The following is a 19,956-nucleotide window of genomic DNA, read 5'->3' on the forward strand; positions in this document are numbered from 1 at the left end:
CAGCGGGCCCGGCCCGGTCCCGGCGCGAGGCCCTGTACCGCCTCCGGCGCCAGGTCCTCAGGCCGGGCGCTTGGCCATGACGACCAGACCCGGCCCGGTCTGCTCGTCTGCAGGGAGCCGAAGTTCGGCGACCGGGTGCAGTCCGGCCTGCTCGATCAGTTCCACGAGCTGTTCCGGCCGCCATTTGTGCGTCGTCCAGCGAACGGGTACGCCTCCGTAGGCCTCGGTGCGCACCGCGTCTTCGTCGCCGACGTGTGTTGCGGTGATGAAGTGGCCGCCCGGCTTGAGGGCGCGCGCGAACAGGGCGAGGACCTGAGGAAGGACGTCGCGAGGGAGGTTGAACAGTGACCACCACCCGAGCACGCCGCCAAGAGATGCTTCTCCAAGGTCGAGATCGGTGGCAGAGGCGACGCTGAAGCGGCATTGCGGATGAAGACGGCGCGCGTTTTCGATCATGCGGGGTGAGAGATCCACTCCGGACACGTCGAGTCCGCGTTCGGCGAGGTAGGCGGTCACCGTTCCAGGGCCGCAGCCGACGTCGAGGACAGGCCCAAGCCCGCTCACGGTGTCAGCGAAAGCATCGATTGATGCCTTCAGCCATGGATGGCTACGGATGTCGCCGAATCCCGTCGTCAGCACCATGTGGGCGTAGTTGTCAGCCACCCGGTCGTAGGACTCACGGACCACGTCTAGATCGGCCGGGCGGTCAATATGGTGTGCACGCATCAGCCAACAATAGGACGGCGCTGGGGCCTTGGAGAGCTGTTACAGCCGTTGGCGCCGAGATCGATCACGGTCCGATTGTTGTGGAGGATGCGCGTCACCGCTGTCCGCGCCCAGGCCCGCGAGCAGGCGCAGCCCGTCCTCGGCGGGGCTGCCTGGGGCCGCGGACAGCACCAGCAGCTCCATGCCTGATTCATCCGGCAGGGCTGGTCAGACGTGGAGGCGCAGGTAGACCAGGAGAGCGTCGTCCGGCACACCTTCCAAGTAGCGCTGCCCGGCAGAGAGGGTCCCGGGTGCGATGTCCGGTGTGTGCGGGCACACGGTGCGGCCGCCGCAGGCGCTGTGGAGCCCTTCCTCGCCGAACTCGTACCACCAGCCCTCCAAGGTGAGAACGTTCCCGAAACCCATCCCGTCGATCCGTGAGTGGTGACGGATGAAGTCCTCGCGGGAGTGGTCGCCCACCATACGGAGGGGATCGAAGCAGTCCAGGAAATGGGTGCCGTAACGGTGGCTGCGGGCTGCGCCCTTGAGCTCGTCGAGAGCCGAAAGGTAGGTGCGGATGAGCGGCTGTGCCAGGTAGCGCTCGTAGGCCGGCGTCCAGGGGTCCGGATACCCCTCCATACGGAACTGGAGGAACGGTGGTACGCCCATCTCCGCCTTGCTGCGTTCCACGAACGACTCAAGCGACTCGGGAGCGGGATGGCGGCCGGACAGCTCCGCCCACATGTCCCACGCGCGGCCTGCCAGGACCACGGACTCCGCGCAGGTCGCGCTGAAGTCGAGCAGCCCCCGCGGGCCTCCCGCGCACATCCCGGGGAGACTGGGCTCGCTCGTACCGTCGTGCCGCGGCCGGTCGTGCAGGAGGCGCGGGTCCGACTCGAAGCCGGCAAGGGCGGCAAAACCGAACCCCCCGCCGCCGCCACAAATCCGGTAGTGGTCCCAGATGTCGAACTCCCCGCCGAGCCCCTTCTCCCGCTCGAACGGAGCCATCGCCTCCGCGACCGCCGCGTCCACCCGGCCCGCAGCCGAACCCGGCAGACACACCACTATCCTCATTCCGGCCATGCCCTGATCATGCCAACGCCTCACGCCGAGGGCGCAGGGCGGGGTGGCCGTACGCGGTCCGAGGCACTGCGGGGCCGATCCGGTCCTGTCCCCGGGGACAGGACGGATTGTCGGCCGTCCGCCACGATGCCAACCGTCGAGGTCACGGGGTCACAGGTCGTCCTTCGTACCGAGGACGGCGGGGCCGCTGCCTTCGGGGAGGTGTGCCACTACCAGGGCGAAGGCCGCTTCCAGGGTCGCCACCTCGCCGAGGACGCCCTCCCCGGCCCGGCCCGTGACCTGGAACCCGCCGGCCGCGAGCGGATGGACGAGCGGCACGTCGTGGGAGGCGGGGTAGCCGGTGCACCGGCTGAGGTGGAGGATGCCGTGGCTGACCCCGGGGAAGAGCACCCGCAGCCGCGGTTGCGCGTACGCGGCCCGCACCATGGCGGGGTCGATCACGTCTCCCCCGAACCCCATGAACTCCTGCCACCGTTCCGCGACGATCTCCGCAGCCTTCCGAGAGCCCGCACTGTCCGTCGTCACGCGAGCTCACCTCCTCTTCGGTTCGTTGCCGGTGTCCGGCGGAGTCAGTCCGGGAGTGTCGGGTCGGGGAACCTCGATGCGTTGGCTCTCCCGTCCGGCACGTCAGCCTCGTACATCCGCCCGTTGCGGGCAACGATGCTCATCTCCCCGGCGGTGCCCACACCTTCCGGCCGGTTCCCCTCCTGCACGGGGCCCGCCCGGGTGAGCCCTGTTCCCGCGTAGGCGCGCGGCCCCGGATCCGGCCGATCGTCAGGTCCTCGCCGATGCGTCGGACGGTCTCGCGGCCCGCCTCGCCGAACCGCGCGTCCCGGGCCGTCGCGCCCGACGCGGGGCGATCTTTGAGTAACCTCGGCCAGGAACGGGCATTTCGGTTATTTCGAGGAAGTCTGGCGAGGTGGGCGCGGCTCTCGGGTAGGCGGGTGACTGTGCCTTCGCTGCGCTCTCCGACGCTCCAACGGCATCCGCCAGCTGCGATGGAGGAGTTCACTGTGCATCGTGTACTGCAGTTTCTGAGAGGGCGGCATGTGCCTGTCCTGGCCGCGGCTCTGGGCGTGGCGGTCCTGGCGTTGGCCCCCGGCACGCCCGGAGCGACGGCCGCGCCCGCGGGTCGCACCGCTCCTCCTACGGCGGGCATCGTGCACGAGTACCTGATGCCCCTGCCCCGGCTGGGCAGCACGCATGAGTTGGTCATCGGGCCGGACGGCAACCTCTGGGTCTCCCAACAACTCGAGGACCGCGTCCTGCGCGTATCGACGGCCGGCCGCGTGATGGGAATTACCGACTTCCCCGAGAACAGCGGACCCCACGGCATCGACAAGGACTGGCGCGGCCATGTCTGGGTCACCGAGGAGTTCACCAACGCCCTGGTGGAACTGGACACCACCGGCAAGCCCGTCGCCCGCCACCCGCTTCCGTCGCCCGGCGCCGGGCCGCACGGCCTGCGCATCGGATGCGACGGGCACACCGTGTGGTGGACGGGGAAGGAAAACGGAACCGTCGGAAGCTTCGACCCGCGCACCGATACGTGGACCGTGCACCGCCTCGCCCCTGACAGTGAGCCGATCTACCTCGCGCGAGGGCCTCGCTGCGACATGTTCTTCACCGAGCTGACGGGCAACCGCATCGGCCGTATCGACACGAACGGCCACCTGCGCGAATACGCCATCCCCAGCCCCGACAGCCGACCCATCGCCGTCGTCGCCGGCCGGCGCGGCCACGTCTGGTTCACCGAGGAAGCCGGGGCCGCCTACGCCGACCTCGACCCCGACACGGGCCGCATCACCGAGCACCGCACCGATGTCGAAGGCGCCAAGCTGGCCGGGCTCGACTTCGACTGCTTCGGCAACCTGTGGGTCCAGTACAACGAGCCCGGACTGATCGACCGCGTGCGCCCGGACCTCACCACCAGCCGCTACACACTGCCTACCACCGTCCCGGTCGGCCACCGCATCACCTCCGGCCCGGACGGCTCCATGTGGTTCACCGAACTGGCTGCCGATACCGTCGGCTCCATCACCACCGGCTGCCCTCCCCCACACCAGCGTCCTGAGCCGACAGCGTGAGCCCAGCGCCTCCTCGGCGCCGACCAGGTCCCGGCGGGGCGGGGCGGGACGTTCAACCGGCTTGCCCCGCCGTCGGCGTAGCCCGGGCGATGAGCAGGGCTACGTCGTCGTGATCTCCCGGGTGCCGCATGGTGTGCAGAAGCAGGTCGCAGGTCTCGTCCAGCGAGCGGCTGGGCTCGTCGAGGACGTCGAGGAGAACTTCGAGACGTGTGTCGATCGGCGCATCGCGGGTCTCGACCAGGCCGTCGGTGTAGAGGACGAGCTGGTCTCCCACCTCGACGGCAAGGCTGGTGGTGTGGAAGGCGACACCACAGCCGCCCAGCGGCGCGCCGGTCGGCAGGTCGAGGAGCTCTCGCGTGCCGTCCGAGCGGAGGAGGACGGGAGGCAGGTGCCCGGCCAGGGAGAGGTGGCACTGCGCCGTGTGCGGGTCGTAGACGGCATAAACGCAGGTCGCGAGCGTATCGAGACCCTCGGTGACGTGATCGAGGTGGTGCAGAACCTGGGCGGGGTCGAGACCGAGATCGGCCAGGGTCCGGGTAGCGGTGCGCAGCTGGCCCATGGTGGCTGCGGCTGCGACACCGCTGCCCATGACGTCGCCGACGACGAGCGCGGTCTTGTCGCCGCTCAGAGGGATGACGTCGAACCAGTCGCCGCCGATCTCCATGGTGGCCTGGGCGGGGCGGTAGCGGCTCGCGACTTCCAGGCCCGGGCGCCGCGGCGGCGTGTGGGGCAGCAGGCTGCGCTGGAGGGTGAGGGCGGTGTGGCGCTGTTCTTCGACGGCTCGGTGACGCTCGGTGACGTCCACGCTGGAGGTCGCCACGCCCAGTACGGTCCCGTTGGGGGCTTCGAGCCGATAGAACGAAATCGACCAGGCGTGATCGTGATCCGGGTCGGCCGGAGTACGGCCGACGGTGTACTGGTCCACGATGGGAACGCCGGTGGCCAATACCTCGCGCATCGCAGCTTCGAAGGACGCGCCCAGGGCCGGCAGCACCTCATGGACGTGCCGGCCAATGTGCTCGGCGGCCGGCACCCCGTTGAGGCGCTCCTCCGCCGGGTTGACCGAGACGTACCGAAGGTCGGTGTCCAGTACACCCAGTCCGACCGGCGACTGGGCTACCAGCCGGGCGGCGAGTGCCAGGTCCCGTTCGACCTGCCGTACCGTCGCCTGGTCCGCGGCCAGGCCCAGGGCGTAGTAGTCCTGCTGGGAGTCCAGCAGCCGCATGTTGCGGAACTCGACCATGCGCGTACTGCCGTCCTTGTGCCGAACGGGGAAGGCTCCAACCCAGCTGCCCCCTCCTTCCATGACCTGAGCGAACATGTCCAGCACGGTCGGCAGGTGCTCTTCATGGACCAGCAAGGTGCCCGCGAACTCGCCGAGTGCCTCCTCGGCGGTGTAACCGAACAGGTCCTCCGCCTGCGGGCTCCACAGATCGATCCTGCCGTCGGCGTCGAGGAGAACGGCGGCCACGCTCAGCACATCGAGCAGACCGCCCGGCCCGGGCGTAGCGGCCCCCGCCCCGTCGGGATCGCCCCGCGAGGGCTCGGTGACACCCATCTCCGGGCTCTCCTTCCCGCCGCCGAAGGCTGCGGCCCTTTGCCGGGCAGTGATCACGAACCGGCGTTTGCGCTCCGAGCCATCTCATCCTCCCCCTCTACGGGACGCACGTGCACGCCACGCCGTCGAGGCATGGCCGTCACCACTACGGCCGAAGACGGAGCCGGGATCCTCACGTCGAGCGGGGAGCGCTGACAGGCCCGCGGCCGCTCTGCCTGCCCTGTCAGGGCACGGGTCTTCCGATGACGGGCCGGGGCTCACCGGGGCAGGGCGCAGGCCCGGGTTCGATGCCGTACGCCAATGGGATGAAGCACATCGCGACAACTACGCCGAGGACTCGGTCGGGCTGGTCCGAGCGGTGGACTTCCTGCAGCAAGGCGCCAAACGGTGTGGTGGTCCGCCCTTGACCGCCGGTTGGCCTCGGGCGACCGCACTGGCCACGCTGATCCCCTCGCTCATCTGTACCGCGGGCGGCGGGCCCGGGCGCCGGGACGGCTCACATTCGGCGGTCCCCAGCCCGCCGCTCGGCCAGGCGGCCGTAGCGGCTTCGCAGTCGCCCGACTTCCTCCCAGAAGAGATCGGTATAGCCGGAATCAACCGGACGGAACCGAGCCAGTTCCGCAAGAAGCTCCAGGGCACGCTCCGGCCGGCCCCCCTCACCGGCTGCGCGCACGTGCCGAAGAACAGCCTCCCGGCGCTCCGCCGAGGGCGGCTCGGACGACGTGTACGGAGGAAGCGGGACGAGAGCGTCCCACAGCAGGGCGGCCTGCTCGAAGTCGCCCAGCGCGTAGGAATCCTGCGCCACGGTGGCACATACTTCCCGTCGCTGTAGGTCGTCCGCGGGCAGGCCCTGGGCCAGATCGGGCAGCAGTGGTGCCAGGGCGTCGCGACGTGCTCGCTGTGCTGTCGTCGTCGTTCGGTGCCGTTCCCTGCCGCGCCGGAACTCCCGCAGCCCGCCATATGCCTGGTCGATGCGCGCGTACAGCACCGCGGGGTCCAGCGGTCCGAGGCCCGTCTCCGAAGCCCGCTCCAGAACGGCGGCCAACCGTGGCAGGACCGGTCCGGGATCCTCCGGACTCCGGCGGACCACGTACCCGAGGTGGAGCAGCTCGGCCGCCGTGGTCGCCGGGTCCTGTGGCCCGAGCCGTTGAGCGGTGTCACCGGCGAACACCCGGAGCTGCCTCTCGGTATCGCTTGAGTAGGGGCGCCCCTGAATCAGCTCGGTGAGCTGATCGAGGCGGCTCCGCGTCTGCCCCCTGACGTCCGTAGCCGCGGGGCTCACGCCGTTCGAGGTGCCGCCTGTGCCGCCTGTGCCGCCTCCGGACGGTGTCACGGCCTGCCCGAAGCCCCCGGCTGCGACATACGGCCGCCGCCCGGGCACGGGCGGGACACGCGAGGGCGGGACCACCACCGTCGAGCCGGTTCCCACGAGTTCCGCCAGCCGTCGCTCCACCTCTCTGGCATCCGCCGGCCGGTCGGCCGGGTCCTTGGCCAGCAGGTCCGCGACCATCCGGTCGGCCCCGGGCGGCAGCCCCGGCCGGAGCTTGCTCGGCGCCGGCGGCTCGGCGGTCACGTGCTGGGTGAGCAGCTCGACCGGGTCCTGCCCCGTGAAGGCGGGCCGGCCGGTCCACAGCTCTACCAGGACACACCCGAGCGCGTACAGATCCGCCCGCCCGTCCACGCCAGTGCCCCGCCAGCGCTCGGGGGTCATGTACGGGAAGGACCCGACCACGAACCCTTCGGCGGTGAGGGCCGTTTGCCCTTCCCATCGCTTCGCGATACCGAAGTCGAGCACCTTCACCACGCCCGACTCGGTCACCATGACGTTCGCCGGCTTGATGTCCCGGTGCACGATGCCCACGTCGTGGGCCACGGCCAGCGCCGAGCAGATCTGCCGGGCCCAGCCGACGCTCTCCGCGAATCCCGGCAGGCCGCGCTCCAGCAGTCCGGCCAGGTCCGTGCCCGCCACGTACTCCATGACCAGGTAGACGACCGTGCGTCCATCGTCCGCGAATTCCCCCACGTCGTGAACGACGGCGACGTTCGGGTGCGTGAGAGCCCCGGCAAGGTGAGCCTCGCGCATGAAGCGGCGCACCGCCTCCTCGGTCTCGGCCAGCCCGGCCTTGACCACGACAATCCGCCCGATGCGTAGGTCGTACGCACGCCAAGCAGCACCGAATCCGCCGCTCCCCAGAAGGTTCTCAAGCCGGTATCGGCCCCCCACCACGTCTCCGGCCTCGACCATGCCCCTCTGCCCCCTCCGCCGCCCGGACTCTCGTGAGAGCAGGCTGTCAGATCCTTTCCCGGCCGCAAGGGATTCCCGTGATCCCGTGCCGGCTCCGCCAAGGCCATTCACGATCTTCAGGGAGGGTGGCTCATGGGTGCCGGCGGACGGGACTACGTCACCAGGTACGACGGCGATGTCGCGGCGGCCCTGGCGGCGTTGCAGGCCAGGGTGTTTCAGGAGGAGTGGCAGCGGTGTACGTCCTTTGCGATGGGACAGGCCGGCTCCGGATCGGGAGGTCTGCCGACTATCCTCGTGACGTGCAGCTGCCCCATGGCCCGCCGAACGTCCCCGATGTCCTGGGGGCAGCGTTTCCGGCCCGTCTTGCCTGTGATGTGCGCAGTGTTCTGGCAGTCCTGCCGGACGCCAGGCTCGGGCCGGTGGAGCCCTTCCAGGTCGAGGTGCAGGGCGAGGTCGTGGCCATCCCTTCGCGGATCTACAACGAGGAGCCGGAGGCCGGCTTGGAACCGTCCCTGACGGGGACCCAACGCCTGATCCTGCATTGCTTGTACTCCCGACACGGTGATGGCCGGGTTCGTCAGCGCCGCCTCGAACGGATCGTGTCGTCAAGCGAGCCGTGGGTCGTGCCGTTCGTGGTGCAGCTGGCCGGCGAGTACGTACTTGAGATCCTTGAGACGATCGGGCGGGGGCTTCCCGGGCTCGCTGTCCCGGGCTCGGCCCAGCGCCGGCTCTACGGGGAGTTCATCGCGCGGAATGCGGTCTTCTTCGCGCGGACGGAGAGGCGCGTGGCGAGCTACTGGTCGTGCTACTACCGTGGGAAGTACGCGGCGTTCGGCACGTATCCAGGGGGTGCTCTTGTCGAAGGGTTCCGGGCCGCCGCATCGGAACAGGTGGGTGCACGGTTGCCGCGCCACACGCCGTCCCCGTCGGCGAACGCGGCCAGCGGCCAGCGGCCAGCGACCAGCGGCCCGGTAATTTCCGTGCGGCAAACCAACTGCTGGACATCTGGATCAAATGACGGATCGGCCGGCGACCTCCTGGAGGTCGCCGACTGATCACAGCGTCACACAGGGCCTAAGAATTGGTCGACGGCGCGGGTTCCCGACGATGCGCCAGCCAGGTGCGGCCCAGGTCGTCCCAGATCGCCTGATACCGGCCGAAGATTTCGCCCAGCTGATCGAAGGTGAGCTCGTCGGCGGCCGTCGACGCCACCAGGTATTCGAGTTCATCGGCAAGCCGCCGGAACCGGTACTGCGCTTCCTCCATCAGAACCCAGCGGGAGCGCCAATTGAAGAACGGTTCGACGGCTCCTAGCAACGTCACCAGCGCTACACACGCCAGGGCCAGACCAGTCCACGCGTTTAGATTCTGGAGCCCCAGGATGACGGTGGACCCAGCGGACAGTACGAGCGTCGCCACCTTGGTGATGGAGGCGCTTCGACCGAACCGCTTCTTCTTGCCGCGGGCGTAGCCGTTGCCCTGACGGATCTTGTCCAGCAGGAGGTCGGCTGCCTCCCTCGGGCTGGGACCGACACCTGGTCCACTGTCCGGCTGCACTGCGCCCCCAAATCACCGTCGTCGACTTGCCGCTCGCTCACCGGCAGGCGTTGCCCTGACATCGCGCGGCTCCCTGGCGTTGCCACTCGACAGCCCCTGCCAGGGAAGATGATCATGTCATTGGCGCACGGTCAAGCGCGATGACGCAAGGCAGTCGACCGGGCGCAGTCCGGGGCCTGGACGTCGGTGAAGTCGATGTCCAGGTCGCGACGCGGAGGTTGTTGTCCTTTCGGCTCAGCGGGGCGACTTGGGCCAGGTCTCGTCCTTCGAACCGCTGCAGGTCCACTGGATCAGTTGCGAGCCTTTCGTGGCATCGGAGCCCAAGCCAAGGCACTTTCCGGAATACACGTTCCGTAGAACGTGGGTATTCTCGTCGTACCACCATTTCTCGTCGACAGCGCCGTTGCAGGTGTACTGGACGATTTTGGCTCCGTTGTCCAGCTTGGACGCCGGCCCCATGCACTTGCCCGAGTGTTCGTTCTGCAGGAAGAACGCAGCCTTCCCGTTCGCATCGGTCGTGTCCACGAATATCCAGCGTTCGTCGCGAGCGTTGGTACACCCCCACTGGATGACGGGGTCGCCGTTGTCGTGCTTGTTCCCGACTCCCGCACACAGGACGCTGTATCCGTTGCTCAGATACACGCTCTTATCGGCGGCGTTCGGGACCAGCGAGAACACGGACCGGTCGCCGGCCGCCTCGTTGAGACCCCACAAGCGGCCGGATGACGGCGCGTAGCTCAGGTTCTGCGTGACCGAAGGTGCGCGGGATATGACCTCCGGAACGCCGTTGGGCTCCGCGCGGTAGATGCACGCGTGATCGCCGTTGTCCGAGGTCCATTCGTCGTCGCCCATGTAGTGGGGTGGACACGCCGCCGAGAGATAGTAGTACGTGCCGTCCGTAGCGACCCCCTGCAGGAAGTTGATGTTGCGCGGTGCGGCGTACGCTGCCGACGCCTTGACCGTGCCGGTGCTGTCGGGCTGGAGCAACTCGGTGGAACCGTTGAGGGGCCAACGGATCACGTTCGTGGTGTACGGACTCCCCCCGTTCGGATCGACTCTGCTCGGTCCGGCGAGGAATTCACCCGATACCAGGTGGTCGGTCGAGCCGCTCCGGTCCAGGCTCAGGGAACTGAGGCACGCCCGCTCACCGGGACAACTCCACAGGCTCTTCCCGACGGGCGGGATGATGTAGCGACCGACCATGGGAAGGGCCCATTGGTGGTAGCGGGCGGAAGAAACACCGTTCACGATTCCGGTGTGGTCGCTGCCGGCGTTGCCCATCTTCCACAGGTGTCGGAAGTCGTAGACCTGCAACTCTCCACCATTGGCCACGAACAGCGTGTTTCCGTACCAGACCATGCCGTCCGTGTGGATCTTCGTCACCGGCACATAGTTCCCACCGTCGGCACGGGTCGGCTGTACGAGCATGACGTGCCCGTAGTTCCAGTCGCTCCCGGTCGAATCGACGATGGAGATCCGGCCGAATTTGTTGCGATGCTCCTCGGCGTCGCCGCCACCGTTTCCGTAGTACCAGGAAGCGAGGACCAGGTGGTGACCGTTCACGGTCCCGCCGGGATAGGCGTCATGCGAGCCCGTCAGTCCCTGAGGGTGCCAACCGCCCGCCGGGTCCCAGGCGCTCGTCTTGTCATCGCCTTCGTCCCAGCAGAACCCGTTGTACTTGTAGGTCCCGTTGAGTCCGGTGGTGTGACACAGGGAACGGCCTACGTGCTGCCGGGATTGCGCGACGTCCAACGGCGTCACGTTCGTGACGGCTCCGGAACCCTCCAGATCCCGGACGATGTCGCCGTAGTCCTTGAAGTTGGCGTCCGGGTCCACGTGCATCGTGTACTTGCCGGCATCGACCGCCGCGAAGGTGGCGTCTGCGGCCACCGCAGCGGGCTGGGAACCCATGAGGGCGAGTGCTGCCAGGCATAAGGCGGACAGTGCTGCCCCCAGGGAACGCACCTTTTCTGAACGTCCGTCTGAATTCATGCGAAGAAACACTACTGGCCTGTCCGGCTGCGCCACACACGGGGATACGGCGCCCGCAGCGGGGCAACCAACGCCTTCTGGACGCGCGTTGGCGTACGTGCGCCGCGTCGACGCCGGCGCGCGCGGCAAGGAGCGGACAGCTCCTCGACATCCGCACACCAGCGCGGAGATACGCAACTGCGTGCGGGGAAACGGTAGAAGCACCTGTTACAGGGCCCTGAACCCATTCGGCTCACTGCACACGAGGTGGGCGTGAATGACCGGCCCCTGTGGCCGAAACCACCTCGCTCCGACCCCGCACGGACCGCCCCCAGCCGCTGCCCCTTTCGCGTCAATTGAGCCTTGACGCTTGCCTCTTACAAGGGAGAGTTACGGACATGTCCATATTCAGCAACAGGCATCCCGAGTTGCGGCGGTTAGCTGTGGTGCGGTCCAGAGTATGGCTCCCCGGTAGGACGCCGGGAACGGTACGGAGTCCGCCCGACTTGCTGCGGCATACGCCGTGGACCTTGTGAAGTACGTGTGATGTGGCGAGATCGCTTTGAGAGCATGCGGACTCCCCCAGGCCCGCCCCCACTGCAGGCGGCGTCCGAGCTCTTTGGAAAACAGCAGTACAACCGACCCCAGGAGGTCTTGTGGAGCCCTGGCAGTGTTCCCCGTCAGCGGTCACGGTCCCTCAGCTGACCCTCGACCCCTACCGCTTCCCCGGCGCAGACACCGTGGAAGCCATTCCCTGCGACACCCCGCCGCAGAAGCCGGACGAAGAGAACAGGCTGCCTTCCCTCGGAGAGGATGATCCGCGGGCACACCGGCAGCCATCCGACCCACGCCGCGCCTGGTCCCTGAAGCCCTTGGACCGGCGGCGCCTGGACCTTCACGCAGCGCTGACCACCGTCGGCATTCCACCGCTCCCCGGTGACCTGGAAGCCATCCACACCCTGTCCGAACTCGACGACACGACCAACGCAGCCCTCGTCCGGTGGATCACCACCAACCGCTGAACCCGAACACGGAGAACGATTGCCTGGGTTCCCTCCAGCGAGACGGTCATGTGCCTGGGCGCCCGGGCGTGCCCCGTCCGGGCATGGTCGCGGCTTGCAGGGCCACGGCCGCGTAGACGGCGGCTCCGATGGCCAGGGCGTCCTCGTCGAAGACGACACGGTTGGAGTGGCAGTCGGGGGCTTGCGCGGGCGGGGTGCCGGGCAGGCACGCCCCGAGGAAGGCCATCGCGCCCGGTACCCGCTGCAGGACGTAGGAGAAGTCCTCGGCGCCCATGACCGGTTCGGACAGGTGATGTACCCGGTCGGGTCCGAGAAGGGTGGCCGCGGTGTCGTGGAGGGCCGCTGTGCAGGCAGCGTCGTTGACCACGGGCGGGTAGCCCTCCGTCAGCGTGACGTCGGCGTGCGCTCCGTGAGCGGCGGCGACGTGGTGGGCGACACGGGTGATGCCGTCGCGTACCAGCTGCCGGGCGGCGGGCGAGAGAGTCCGGAAGGTGCCTCGGATCTCGGCGGTCTCCGGGATAACGTTGAGCGTCGTGCCGGCGTGGATCGAGGCGACGGTGACCACCGCCGGATCGAAGACGTCGACGGTCCGCGTGACCATGGACTGCAGGGCCTGGACGATCTCGCAGGCGATGGGTACGGGGTCGAGGGCCCGGTGCGGTGCCGAGGCGTGTCCGCCGCGGCCGCGTACGGTGACGTGCAGCCCGTCGGAGGCAGCGAAGGTGGTCCCCGGCCGCAGGTGCAAGGTGCCGCTTTCGAAGCGCGTGGTGATGTGCAGGGCGAAGGCGGCCGTAACGCCAATGCCATCGGCGTTCTCCAGCACTCCCTCGTCCATCATGTGCTGGGCGCCGCCGCCGGACTCCTCCGCGGGCTGGAACATGAAAACGACGCGGCCGGCCAGCTGTGAGCGGCGGGCCGCGAGCAGCCGGGCTGCCCCGACGAGCATGGCGGTGTGGGTGTCGTGTCCGCAGGCATGCATGGAGCCCGGCACTTGGGAGGCGAAATCCAGACCGGTCTCTTCATCCAGCGGCAGCGCGTCCATGTCGGCGCGCAGCAGGACCGCCGGACCGGGCCGGGCGCCGTCGAGGGTGGCGGTGACGGAACTCAGACGGGACCCGGTGGCCAGGTCCAGTCCCAGCCCGCCCAGCGCCTCCTGGACGGCTTGCTGTGTGCGGGGCAGGTGCCTGCCCAACTCGGGGAAGCGGTGGATCGTGCGGCGCAGTGCCACGATGCCGGGCAGGGCGGCGTGCGCGTCGGCGAGCAGCCCCTCGAAGGTTCCCCGGGGCGGGGTGTCGCCGCCTGCCGCCGTCACCACGTCACCTCCACCGCGTCGCCTGCCGGCAGGAGCGATCTCGCGTACAGGGTCTGGCAGGTATCCAGCTCGGCGAGGCTGTCGGCCAGCGGAGCGACACGCACGGCATCTCCTCCAGGAGAACGGGGCACACGACGACTGTCATATCTGCCACGCATCCCGGGCCGCCACGCCGACGGCCCGCATCCGAGGCGCCGCCGATCCTGCTGGCCGGGCCCGCGAACTCGGCGCAGCTTGCCGGCTCCGCCGTCCCAGCCGAACTGCCCGATGGGCGCGAAGTCGCCACGGTAGGTGCGCACCGTCATCCCGAAGCCCCAGCCGCCGGTCTGCCCCTGGCCGTGTGGCAACTCTCCGGCCTGCGGACCGGGGACGTACAGGGGCGGCAGCCGGTGAGCAGCTCCCGCACGGTGATCGGACGCCGCGGCGGAACGGTGTCGTCCAGCGGGCCGTCGGCCCGCTTGAGCACCCGCCGGTCGGCTGGCTCGGGCAGCCACTGATCTATCGGATCGTCCAGCCGCAGCCGGCACTCAGTCCAAGGTGAGCTGGAAGTACGCCGTTTCCCGGAAGCCGGCGTCCGGCGGGTCGACTTCCACGGTGACCGGGATCCCCCTCACGCTCGGCTTGATGCGGACCGGAACGGTGCGCTTCTTCCCCGTGCCCAGCGGTGGCATGAGGGCGGCGGCGGACTCCCGCCAGTTCAGCCAGGTCAGGCTGTACCCGGATGCGTAGTGGTCCAGCGACTTGCCCGCGCGGACGACGAGCGGTGCGGAACTGTATTCCGACACGCTGGCGTCGGACGACTCCCCGCCAGGGCGGAGCTCTTCGTCGGTGTCGTTCTCGTAGGTCACGGTGAGGCTGTAGGTGCCGTCGGACTCTGGGCGCGGTCGGCTGACGGTTACCTTCAGGCCGTCCTCGTACCGGGCGGTCGCGCCGGGGATGAGGGGGTCTGCCACGTGTCCGGCAGGGCCGCTCTTCTGATCCAGCTGGCCGTAGCCGTCGAGGCCCTTCTCGAAGTCGGCCAGCGCCCACGCTCCCAGAGCGACCAGGACGGTGAGGACCACGACGGCGATCGCGCAGCCGTTGAACCACCGGGCGTCGCCTGCGGTTGGAGTGCCGGTGGGGGTGTCGCTGGGGGTCGGGTCCATGTCCATACGGGTCACGGTAGGGAGCCGCTGGCGCACGGATCATGAGCGGGCGTACTCAAAGACCGGCTGAGTAGCCCCGTACGCGAGTTCCTGCCCTGTCCGCGGTGTTCGGCGATCGGATGGCAAGACCTTGCGGGGCTCAACTCGGAACCTCGAGTTTGAGCCCCGGTTCGCCTGCCGCCACTACGGCTGCAGCGACGCAGGGTGCAGCGACGCAGGGTGCAGCGAGCGCCCTATGCGGCGGCCTTCTTGAGGAAGCTCAGGCTGGGCATGAAGAAGTACTCGCCGCCCCTCATCGTGACCGACTGCTTGAGAGTGACCTTGATCCGCTCATCGGTGTCGAACTTCTGCGGCCATTCCTGTTCTGTCACCTCACCCTGCCCGATGATCGGGTCGAGCCCGGTGTCGAGAGTGCCTGCCGGATTCGGTTTCACCTCGGGACGCAGGAACTTGGGATCGTTGCACCAGGACTTCTGCATGAACTCGAACTGGTTCTGGATGTTGCTCTGAGCACACAGGAAGAGCAGGCCGACCTTTCCCGCGACGTCGAAGCTGATGGCCCGACGGACGATGCGGGCGTCCCGTTCAAGCGGACTGTCGGTCTCGCCCCGCGGGTTGGTCTTGCGGGTGTGTGCCTGGAACGGGCACCTGTCGCCGTTCGGGTCCTGTTTGTAGTCGAAGTCGTTCGGGATCTCCTTGCCGACCCCGCTCTCCGAGGCGAACGCCACCACGGGCGCGCCATCGCGGAAACGCCCCATCATGTAGGCCCCGGCCAAGTCCTTGTCGGACTCGTTGGCCGCTTCACGGCCGTCGGCGTGGGCCATCGCGGTGGCCAGGACGAACCTGTCGTGGTTGAACTGGGCGACGTTCTGTTCGAGCTTGCGGTAGACGAAGTACGTGCCGTACCCGGTCTCCTCGTCGCCGCCCGGATCTTTGACCAGGACCAGCCCCAGCGGGGCCGAAGGGTCGTATCGGAACTGTCCGTCCACGGGTTTCGCCTTCTCGACGTCCGCGGCGTAGAACAGCGGATTGCTTACCCCGTCGACGAACCCGAAGTGCTCCCTGACCGGGCCGTTCTCCCCGTAGCGCAGGACGGTGCCGATCTCTTTGTGCGCGATCCTTCCGCCGCTCTTGCCGACCTCGTCGCTGATCCGGTCGGCTTCCTGCGCGACCTTGGCCGCACTGTCGTCCGCGACGATGACGAGGGCGTGCAGATCCTGCTGGAACCCGGCCTCCCACTGGTCGTGCCCTGCGGGTGCTGATACCGGGGGGTCGCCGAGCTTGCTGATCGTCTCCTTGTTCTGCGCACCGAGCAGGAACGCCGCGTCCTGCGGAATCTGCCCCGCAGGAGTGCCCAGCTTGTCGTACCCCTTCTTGGACAGCAGCACGTTGATGAAGATCTCACTCGGCCGCTCGGTGAGTTGTGCCTCGCGCCAGGCGGCCGGAAAGGGCTGCTTCTCCGCTTCGGCGAACGTTTTGCGGCGCCGCAGCGAGTCCTTCCACTGCTTCGATGCCGATGTCACACGGCCCGCCATGGAGCCGAGCCACTTTCTGGCCCCGGCCGGATCAGTGAACTGGATGAACAGGTGCTGGCTGTGGTCGCGTCCATGGCTCTTGAGGATGTTGCCCTGGATGTCCCTCAGGTACGTGTCGAGATCGGACGGAAGGTCGGAGAAGGCGTCGGTCGGACCGATCGGGGATTGGTTTGCGAGGTCGAGGGGCATGGCGGACTACTCCGTTCGCGGGAGAACAGGGGGGAGCCGGCACAGCGGGCTCTGATGTCCGTTCCCATGAGGCTCGCGACGCTTAACGGGTGAGGTGTGCGATTACTCCGGGTGCCCGGGACGATCCCGCGCATGGCCCTTCGTCGTCGGCCGTGGCCTGGCCGGCGGATGTACTGCCTTCGCGGCCTACGAGCCGAGGTAGGCGCTCGGCGACAGCCACGTCGGACGGGCCAGGCGGAAGTGCTCCTCGAGCATCAGCTCGGCCTGGGTGAGCGCGCCGTAGACCCAGCCCTGCCCCGTCGACCAGGCGGATCCGCAGACGTACAGGTTGGCGTCGGGAAGCGGGTGGCGCATCCGCGGCATGACCTCCCAGCTCTTCGCCCCCACCTGCCAGAAGTGGTAGGCCGCTCCGTACGGGTCCTGCACCCAATCCTGGAAGTAGGCCGCCGTCGGGTCGGGGATGCGGGCGTCGGGGCCGTGAAGCTCGCGCAGCTGGCGCTGGGCCTCGTCGACCAGCGCTCCCGGCGCCACCGCGTCCATCGGCCGTGGTGGCCGGGTCTGCGCGACCGGGGCGAGGCGGTTCGGGTGCGGCAGCAGCTCGTTCCAGAACTCCACGTCGCTGATGTCGTTGTAGGAGGCCAGCAGCAGGGCGTTGCGATTGGCGGGGTCGGCCCCGGTCTGGTCCCCTTCGACGCCCCAGTAGTAGACCTGGCGCAGCGGCAGGTCGGTCACCGAGCGGCCGGCCCGCAGGCCCAGGTCCTCCCACCACGGGCGGTCGTAGCCGAGGAAGAGTTTGGAGGCGGGCCGCGGAATGATCGAGCCGAGGTCGGACAGGAACTGGTCGCTGCTGAAGAGGAAGCTGTCCGGGTCCAGCAGCTCGATCGAGCGTTGAGGCATCGCCAGAATGACGTGGCGCGCCCGGACCGTGAGCGGCCGGCCCGCGGGCCAAACGGTGAGGGCAAGTTTCAGCACCTCCTCGCCGTCGACCGTCTCCCGGTCGATCCGGCGCACCTGGTGGTGCAGGTGGACGTCCCCGCCCTCGGCCATGAACCGCCTGACGAGCTCCTCGGGCATCGTCTGGTAGCCGTCGCGCAGGAGCAGGTAGTTCGGCGGCGGGGAGCCGACGAAGTCCGCCACTGACGCCTCCATCGCCTCGATGGCGTTGACGTTGGCCACCACCGCGCCGTAGCCGAAGCCGTCGTCGAGGAAATTCCACCCCTCTTGCCCAACCGCGTCGAGGAGCAGGTTCCAGAACCCGACGTCGTAGAGCTTCCGGCCGTCGGCCCTCGCCGTCGCCTTGACCTTGTCCCACGCCTGGTGGTCCATGGAGGCGGCGTCGGGGAAGAAGCGCTCGATGACAGACAGGAGCGCCTCGTCCGGCGTCTTACCCCGGATCGCGGTCGGCAGTTCGTAGGGCACGACCTTCGGATCGGCGAATTGGGGCAGGGTGAAACGGCGTTGGCGCAGATAGGCGAGGTTCTTCGGCTCGTCGACCGGGAAGGGAACTGACGGCAGCCCGAGATGGTCCACCAGGTCGGCCACGACCGGATGGCTGCTCAGGTAGCGCATGCCGCCCAGCTCAGCGTGCAGATGCGGCATGCCGGGCGGCGTTACCGAGAAGAGGCGGCCGCCGATGCGCCCGCTGCTCTCGAACAGGCTCACTGCGAGGGGACCGCGGCGGCGTCGCCGAAGATCGTCCAGCATGCTGCTGCCTTCGGCTTCCGGGCCGAGCAGTCGCCAGGCGGCGTAGGCCCCGGACACTCCGGCGCCGATGACCGCAACGTCGATCACGCCGTCCCCCGGCTGCGCCGGCGCCCCCGTCGCCCCGTCGAGCGCCTCATTCCCCGTGAACGTATCGCGACGCGTTGGTTCGCCCATCTCCGGCAGCCTCCCAGCTCAATGTCCTCGGTCCGCCACCTGTTGTGGCCATCGAACTCCCATAACGTAACCATTCGGAAATTTGTCGACCTGTTGTCGACGGCGAACGGGCGAGCGGCGGAGGTGCGCTTCGAGCGGGCGGAACCGGAGGGCGCGATGTCGTACCGCAGGGGTGAAGGTCCGTCAGTGCCGACGGCAAGGCGAGTTCAACCCGAGTGGACCGCTCCGGGTGCACTGACTCCACTGGAGGCTTAACGTGGTGATCGGCGTTGCGGTGCTCTTCCGTCGATATCCATCGATGCCGGCACTGGAGTAAAGCATGTTGCTAGTGTCAAGTCTCGGAGGTTACTTCCACTGGGAGTTGCTCCTGGCGGCTGTTTTCGGCTTCGTCGGAAGCTGCGCTTTTCTTGGTGCGCTCTTTCTCGGATTTCTCGGAGAACAGACTTCGGCGCGGATCCGCGCGGGCTTCGAGAAGTTGGATCTCCGCCCCAAGGGGGAGCCGGCGACGACACGCCTGAGTCCTTCCAAGATCTGCTCATTCATGATGCTAGGAGCGGCGCTGGCCGTGATCTTCCAGTTTCCGTACGGCACTCAGTTCGCCTATCTTCAAGCGCTCATCGTGGGTGTCGCGTGGCCCACGCTGATAGGGCAGATCATGCGCCAGGCGGAGAGCGAGAAGATCTTGGGGCTCGCCGACCAGGTGCAGAATCCCGCGGGATCTTCCACCAGCGCCCCTGTCGGGCAACCCGCCGCGAATGGGCCGAGGTGACGAGAAGGGCAATCGTGGTCGCCTACAAGGACGTCGCCCGTCTGCCGGTCGAGCAACTGCTCTCCACCGCCGACGCACCCTTCGTGGTCACGCCACAGACCAGCGTCGCCGACGCACTCGCGGGCCTTACGGCACGGCGCCACGACATTGCTCTCGTAAAGAGAAGTGCAACGGACTTCAGATTCGTAAGCCGTGAGCGCCTGCGCGGGGCTGCTGAAGCGGCTGGGGATGATGCGCGCAATATTCCGGTTGATGGCGTCATCGGTGACGAAAAGTCCGTCGAGGTATTCACGGTACCCGCGAGTGTGACGCTTGCACGTCTGACTGAGCGGGGTACTCCGAACGAGACACTGATAGTTACCGACCCGAAAAGTGGCGAGCCTCAGGCAGTGATCAATCGCACGCAGCTGGCCGACCGCATTCGACGGCTGGTTTCCTGAGGTCGTGCCCGGCGGTTCGGCGCTGCTCGGCTCGGTGGGCGAGCGCATCGACGATGCGTTGCCAAGCCGGTGATGCCTCGGAGATCCGGGAGGAGACCAGCTTCAGGTAACCTGCCCGGTTACTGAGCGTTTTCAGCGTTGCCTCTCCAGGGTGAGGACGGCTTTGGCGATGACGGTCATGCGGTTCGGGCTGATGCGGGATCTGCGGAAGATCTGCCAAGACTTCAGCCGTGCCATGCCGCGTTCGACCGGTGCCCGGGCTGCGGCCAGGGCCCGGTTGACGGTGCGCTGGGTGCGGGTGAGCTCGCCGCCCGGTGGCCGTTTGAGCCCAGTGGTGACCCAGGGGCCTGCGCCGGTGTAGGCACGGTCGGCGAGGACAGGGACGCCCTGGCGTTCGCAGGTCCGGATGATGCGATGGGTGCGGGCTGCGGTCAGATCGTGGGTGCGACCCGGCAGGGCG

At 68.3% G+C, this 19,956-nt stretch carries 17 protein-coding genes and 1 pseudogene; 5 read left to right on the forward strand and 13 right to left on the reverse strand.

All coding sequences use genetic code 11. From position 1 onward, the window contains the following. Positions 1-57: 57 nt before the first annotated feature. The 4 genes and pseudogenes from ACFYOB_RS33360 to ACFYOB_RS33375 all read right to left on the reverse strand — a co-directional run bounded on the left by ACFYOB_RS33360 (position 58) and on the right by ACFYOB_RS33375 (position 2,313). Positions 58-726 carry a class I SAM-dependent methyltransferase gene (locus ACFYOB_RS33360; protein WP_388566496.1) on the reverse strand — a complete coding sequence of 223 codons (669 nt, stop codon included), beginning with the start codon at positions 724-726 and terminating at the stop codon, positions 58-60. A 39-nt stretch (positions 727-765) separates the two neighbouring features. Next, positions 766-930: pseudogene (locus ACFYOB_RS33365) on the reverse strand (XRE family transcriptional regulator); the annotation flags it as partial. Positions 931-933: 3 nt separating this feature from the next. Then, the gene (locus ACFYOB_RS33370; RefSeq protein WP_388566499.1) at positions 934-1,788 is read right to left on the reverse strand and encodes a hypothetical protein; all 855 of its coding nucleotides are present in this window, start codon (positions 1,786-1,788) and stop codon (positions 934-936) included. A 150-nt stretch (positions 1,789-1,938) separates the two neighbouring features. Further along, the gene (locus ACFYOB_RS33375; protein ID WP_388566501.1) at positions 1,939-2,313 is read right to left on the reverse strand and encodes a DUF6193 family natural product biosynthesis protein; all 375 of its coding nucleotides are present in this window, start codon (positions 2,311-2,313) and stop codon (positions 1,939-1,941) included. 635 nt (positions 2,314-2,948) lie between these two features. On the opposite strand from ACFYOB_RS33375, the gene ACFYOB_RS33380 reads away from it, so the two are divergent. Continuing rightward, positions 2,949-3,875 carry a hypothetical protein gene (locus ACFYOB_RS33380; protein ID WP_388566504.1) on the forward strand — a complete coding sequence of 309 codons (927 nt, stop codon included), beginning with the start codon at positions 2,949-2,951 and terminating at the stop codon, positions 3,873-3,875. A 52-nt stretch (positions 3,876-3,927) separates the two neighbouring features. Here the strand turns inward: ACFYOB_RS33380 and ACFYOB_RS33385 are convergent, their stop codons facing one another. Together ACFYOB_RS33385 and ACFYOB_RS33390 are read right to left on the reverse strand one after the other, a co-directional pair. Next, the gene (locus ACFYOB_RS33385) at positions 3,928-5,433 is read right to left on the reverse strand and encodes a SpoIIE family protein phosphatase (protein ID WP_388566507.1); all 1,506 of its coding nucleotides are present in this window, start codon (positions 5,431-5,433) and stop codon (positions 3,928-3,930) included. 496 nt (positions 5,434-5,929) lie between these two features. Next, positions 5,930-7,678 carry a protein kinase gene (locus ACFYOB_RS33390; RefSeq protein WP_388566510.1) on the reverse strand — a complete coding sequence of 583 codons (1,749 nt, stop codon included), beginning with the start codon at positions 7,676-7,678 and terminating at the stop codon, positions 5,930-5,932. Positions 7,679-7,977: 299 nt separating this feature from the next. On the opposite strand from ACFYOB_RS33390, the gene ACFYOB_RS33395 reads away from it, so the two are divergent. Then, positions 7,978-8,733, forward strand: a complete 756-nt coding sequence (locus ACFYOB_RS33395; protein ID WP_388566513.1) for a hypothetical protein — start codon at positions 7,978-7,980, stop codon at positions 8,731-8,733. A 19-nt stretch (positions 8,734-8,752) separates the two neighbouring features. On the opposite strand, the gene ACFYOB_RS33400 is transcribed toward ACFYOB_RS33395, so the two are convergent. Next, the gene (locus tag ACFYOB_RS33400; protein WP_388566516.1) at positions 8,753-9,235 is read right to left on the reverse strand and encodes an SLATT domain-containing protein; all 483 of its coding nucleotides are present in this window, start codon (positions 9,233-9,235) and stop codon (positions 8,753-8,755) included. A gap of 234 nt (positions 9,236-9,469) precedes the next feature. After that, positions 9,470-11,125, reverse strand: coding sequence for an RICIN domain-containing protein (locus ACFYOB_RS33405; RefSeq protein ID WP_388566519.1), 1,656 nt, complete (start codon positions 11,123-11,125; stop codon positions 9,470-9,472). Between the two features lie 737 nt (positions 11,126-11,862). Here ACFYOB_RS33405 and ACFYOB_RS33410 point away from each other — a divergent pair. Beyond that, complete coding sequence (locus ACFYOB_RS33410) at positions 11,863-12,228, forward strand: hypothetical protein (RefSeq protein WP_388566521.1); 366 nt, start codon at positions 11,863-11,865, stop codon at positions 12,226-12,228. Positions 12,229-12,274: 46 nt separating this feature from the next. Here ACFYOB_RS33410 and ACFYOB_RS33415 read toward each other — a convergent pair whose 3' ends face one another. The 4 genes from ACFYOB_RS33415 to ACFYOB_RS33430 all read right to left on the reverse strand — a co-directional run bounded on the left by ACFYOB_RS33415 (position 12,275) and on the right by ACFYOB_RS33430 (position 18,200). Beyond that, positions 12,275-13,543 (reverse strand): M20 family metallopeptidase, encoded by a 1,269-nt coding sequence (locus ACFYOB_RS33415; protein ID WP_388566524.1) that lies wholly within the window; start codon positions 13,541-13,543, stop codon positions 12,275-12,277. A gap of 524 nt (positions 13,544-14,067) precedes the next feature. Continuing rightward, positions 14,068-14,691, reverse strand: coding sequence for a hypothetical protein (locus ACFYOB_RS33420; RefSeq protein WP_388566526.1), 624 nt, complete (start codon positions 14,689-14,691; stop codon positions 14,068-14,070). 227 nt (positions 14,692-14,918) lie between these two features. Beyond that, a complete protein-coding gene (locus tag ACFYOB_RS33425) occupies positions 14,919-16,409 on the reverse strand; it encodes a Dyp-type peroxidase (RefSeq protein WP_388566529.1) in 1,491 nt (496 codons plus the stop codon). 186 nt (positions 16,410-16,595) lie between these two features. Beyond that, complete coding sequence (locus ACFYOB_RS33430) at positions 16,596-18,200, reverse strand: flavin monoamine oxidase family protein (RefSeq protein WP_388566531.1); 1,605 nt, start codon at positions 18,198-18,200, stop codon at positions 16,596-16,598. A 406-nt stretch (positions 18,201-18,606) separates the two neighbouring features. Between ACFYOB_RS33430 and ACFYOB_RS33435 the strand changes: the two genes are divergently transcribed. Beyond that, positions 18,607-19,056, forward strand: a complete 450-nt coding sequence (locus ACFYOB_RS33435; protein ID WP_388566534.1) for a hypothetical protein — start codon at positions 18,607-18,609, stop codon at positions 19,054-19,056. A 14-nt stretch (positions 19,057-19,070) separates the two neighbouring features. Further along, the gene (locus tag ACFYOB_RS33440) at positions 19,071-19,496 is read left to right on the forward strand and encodes a hypothetical protein (RefSeq protein ID WP_388566537.1); all 426 of its coding nucleotides are present in this window, start codon (positions 19,071-19,073) and stop codon (positions 19,494-19,496) included. 132 nt (positions 19,497-19,628) lie between these two features. Here the strand turns inward: ACFYOB_RS33440 and ACFYOB_RS33445 are convergent. Next, positions 19,629-19,956 (reverse strand): transposase family protein (locus tag ACFYOB_RS33445; protein ID WP_388566539.1); only part of this gene is annotated, 328 nt, incomplete at its 5' end.

This window comes from Streptomyces sp. NPDC006463 (assembly GCF_042870715.1).
Lineage (GTDB): Bacteria > Actinomycetota > Actinomycetes > Streptomycetales > Streptomycetaceae > Streptomyces.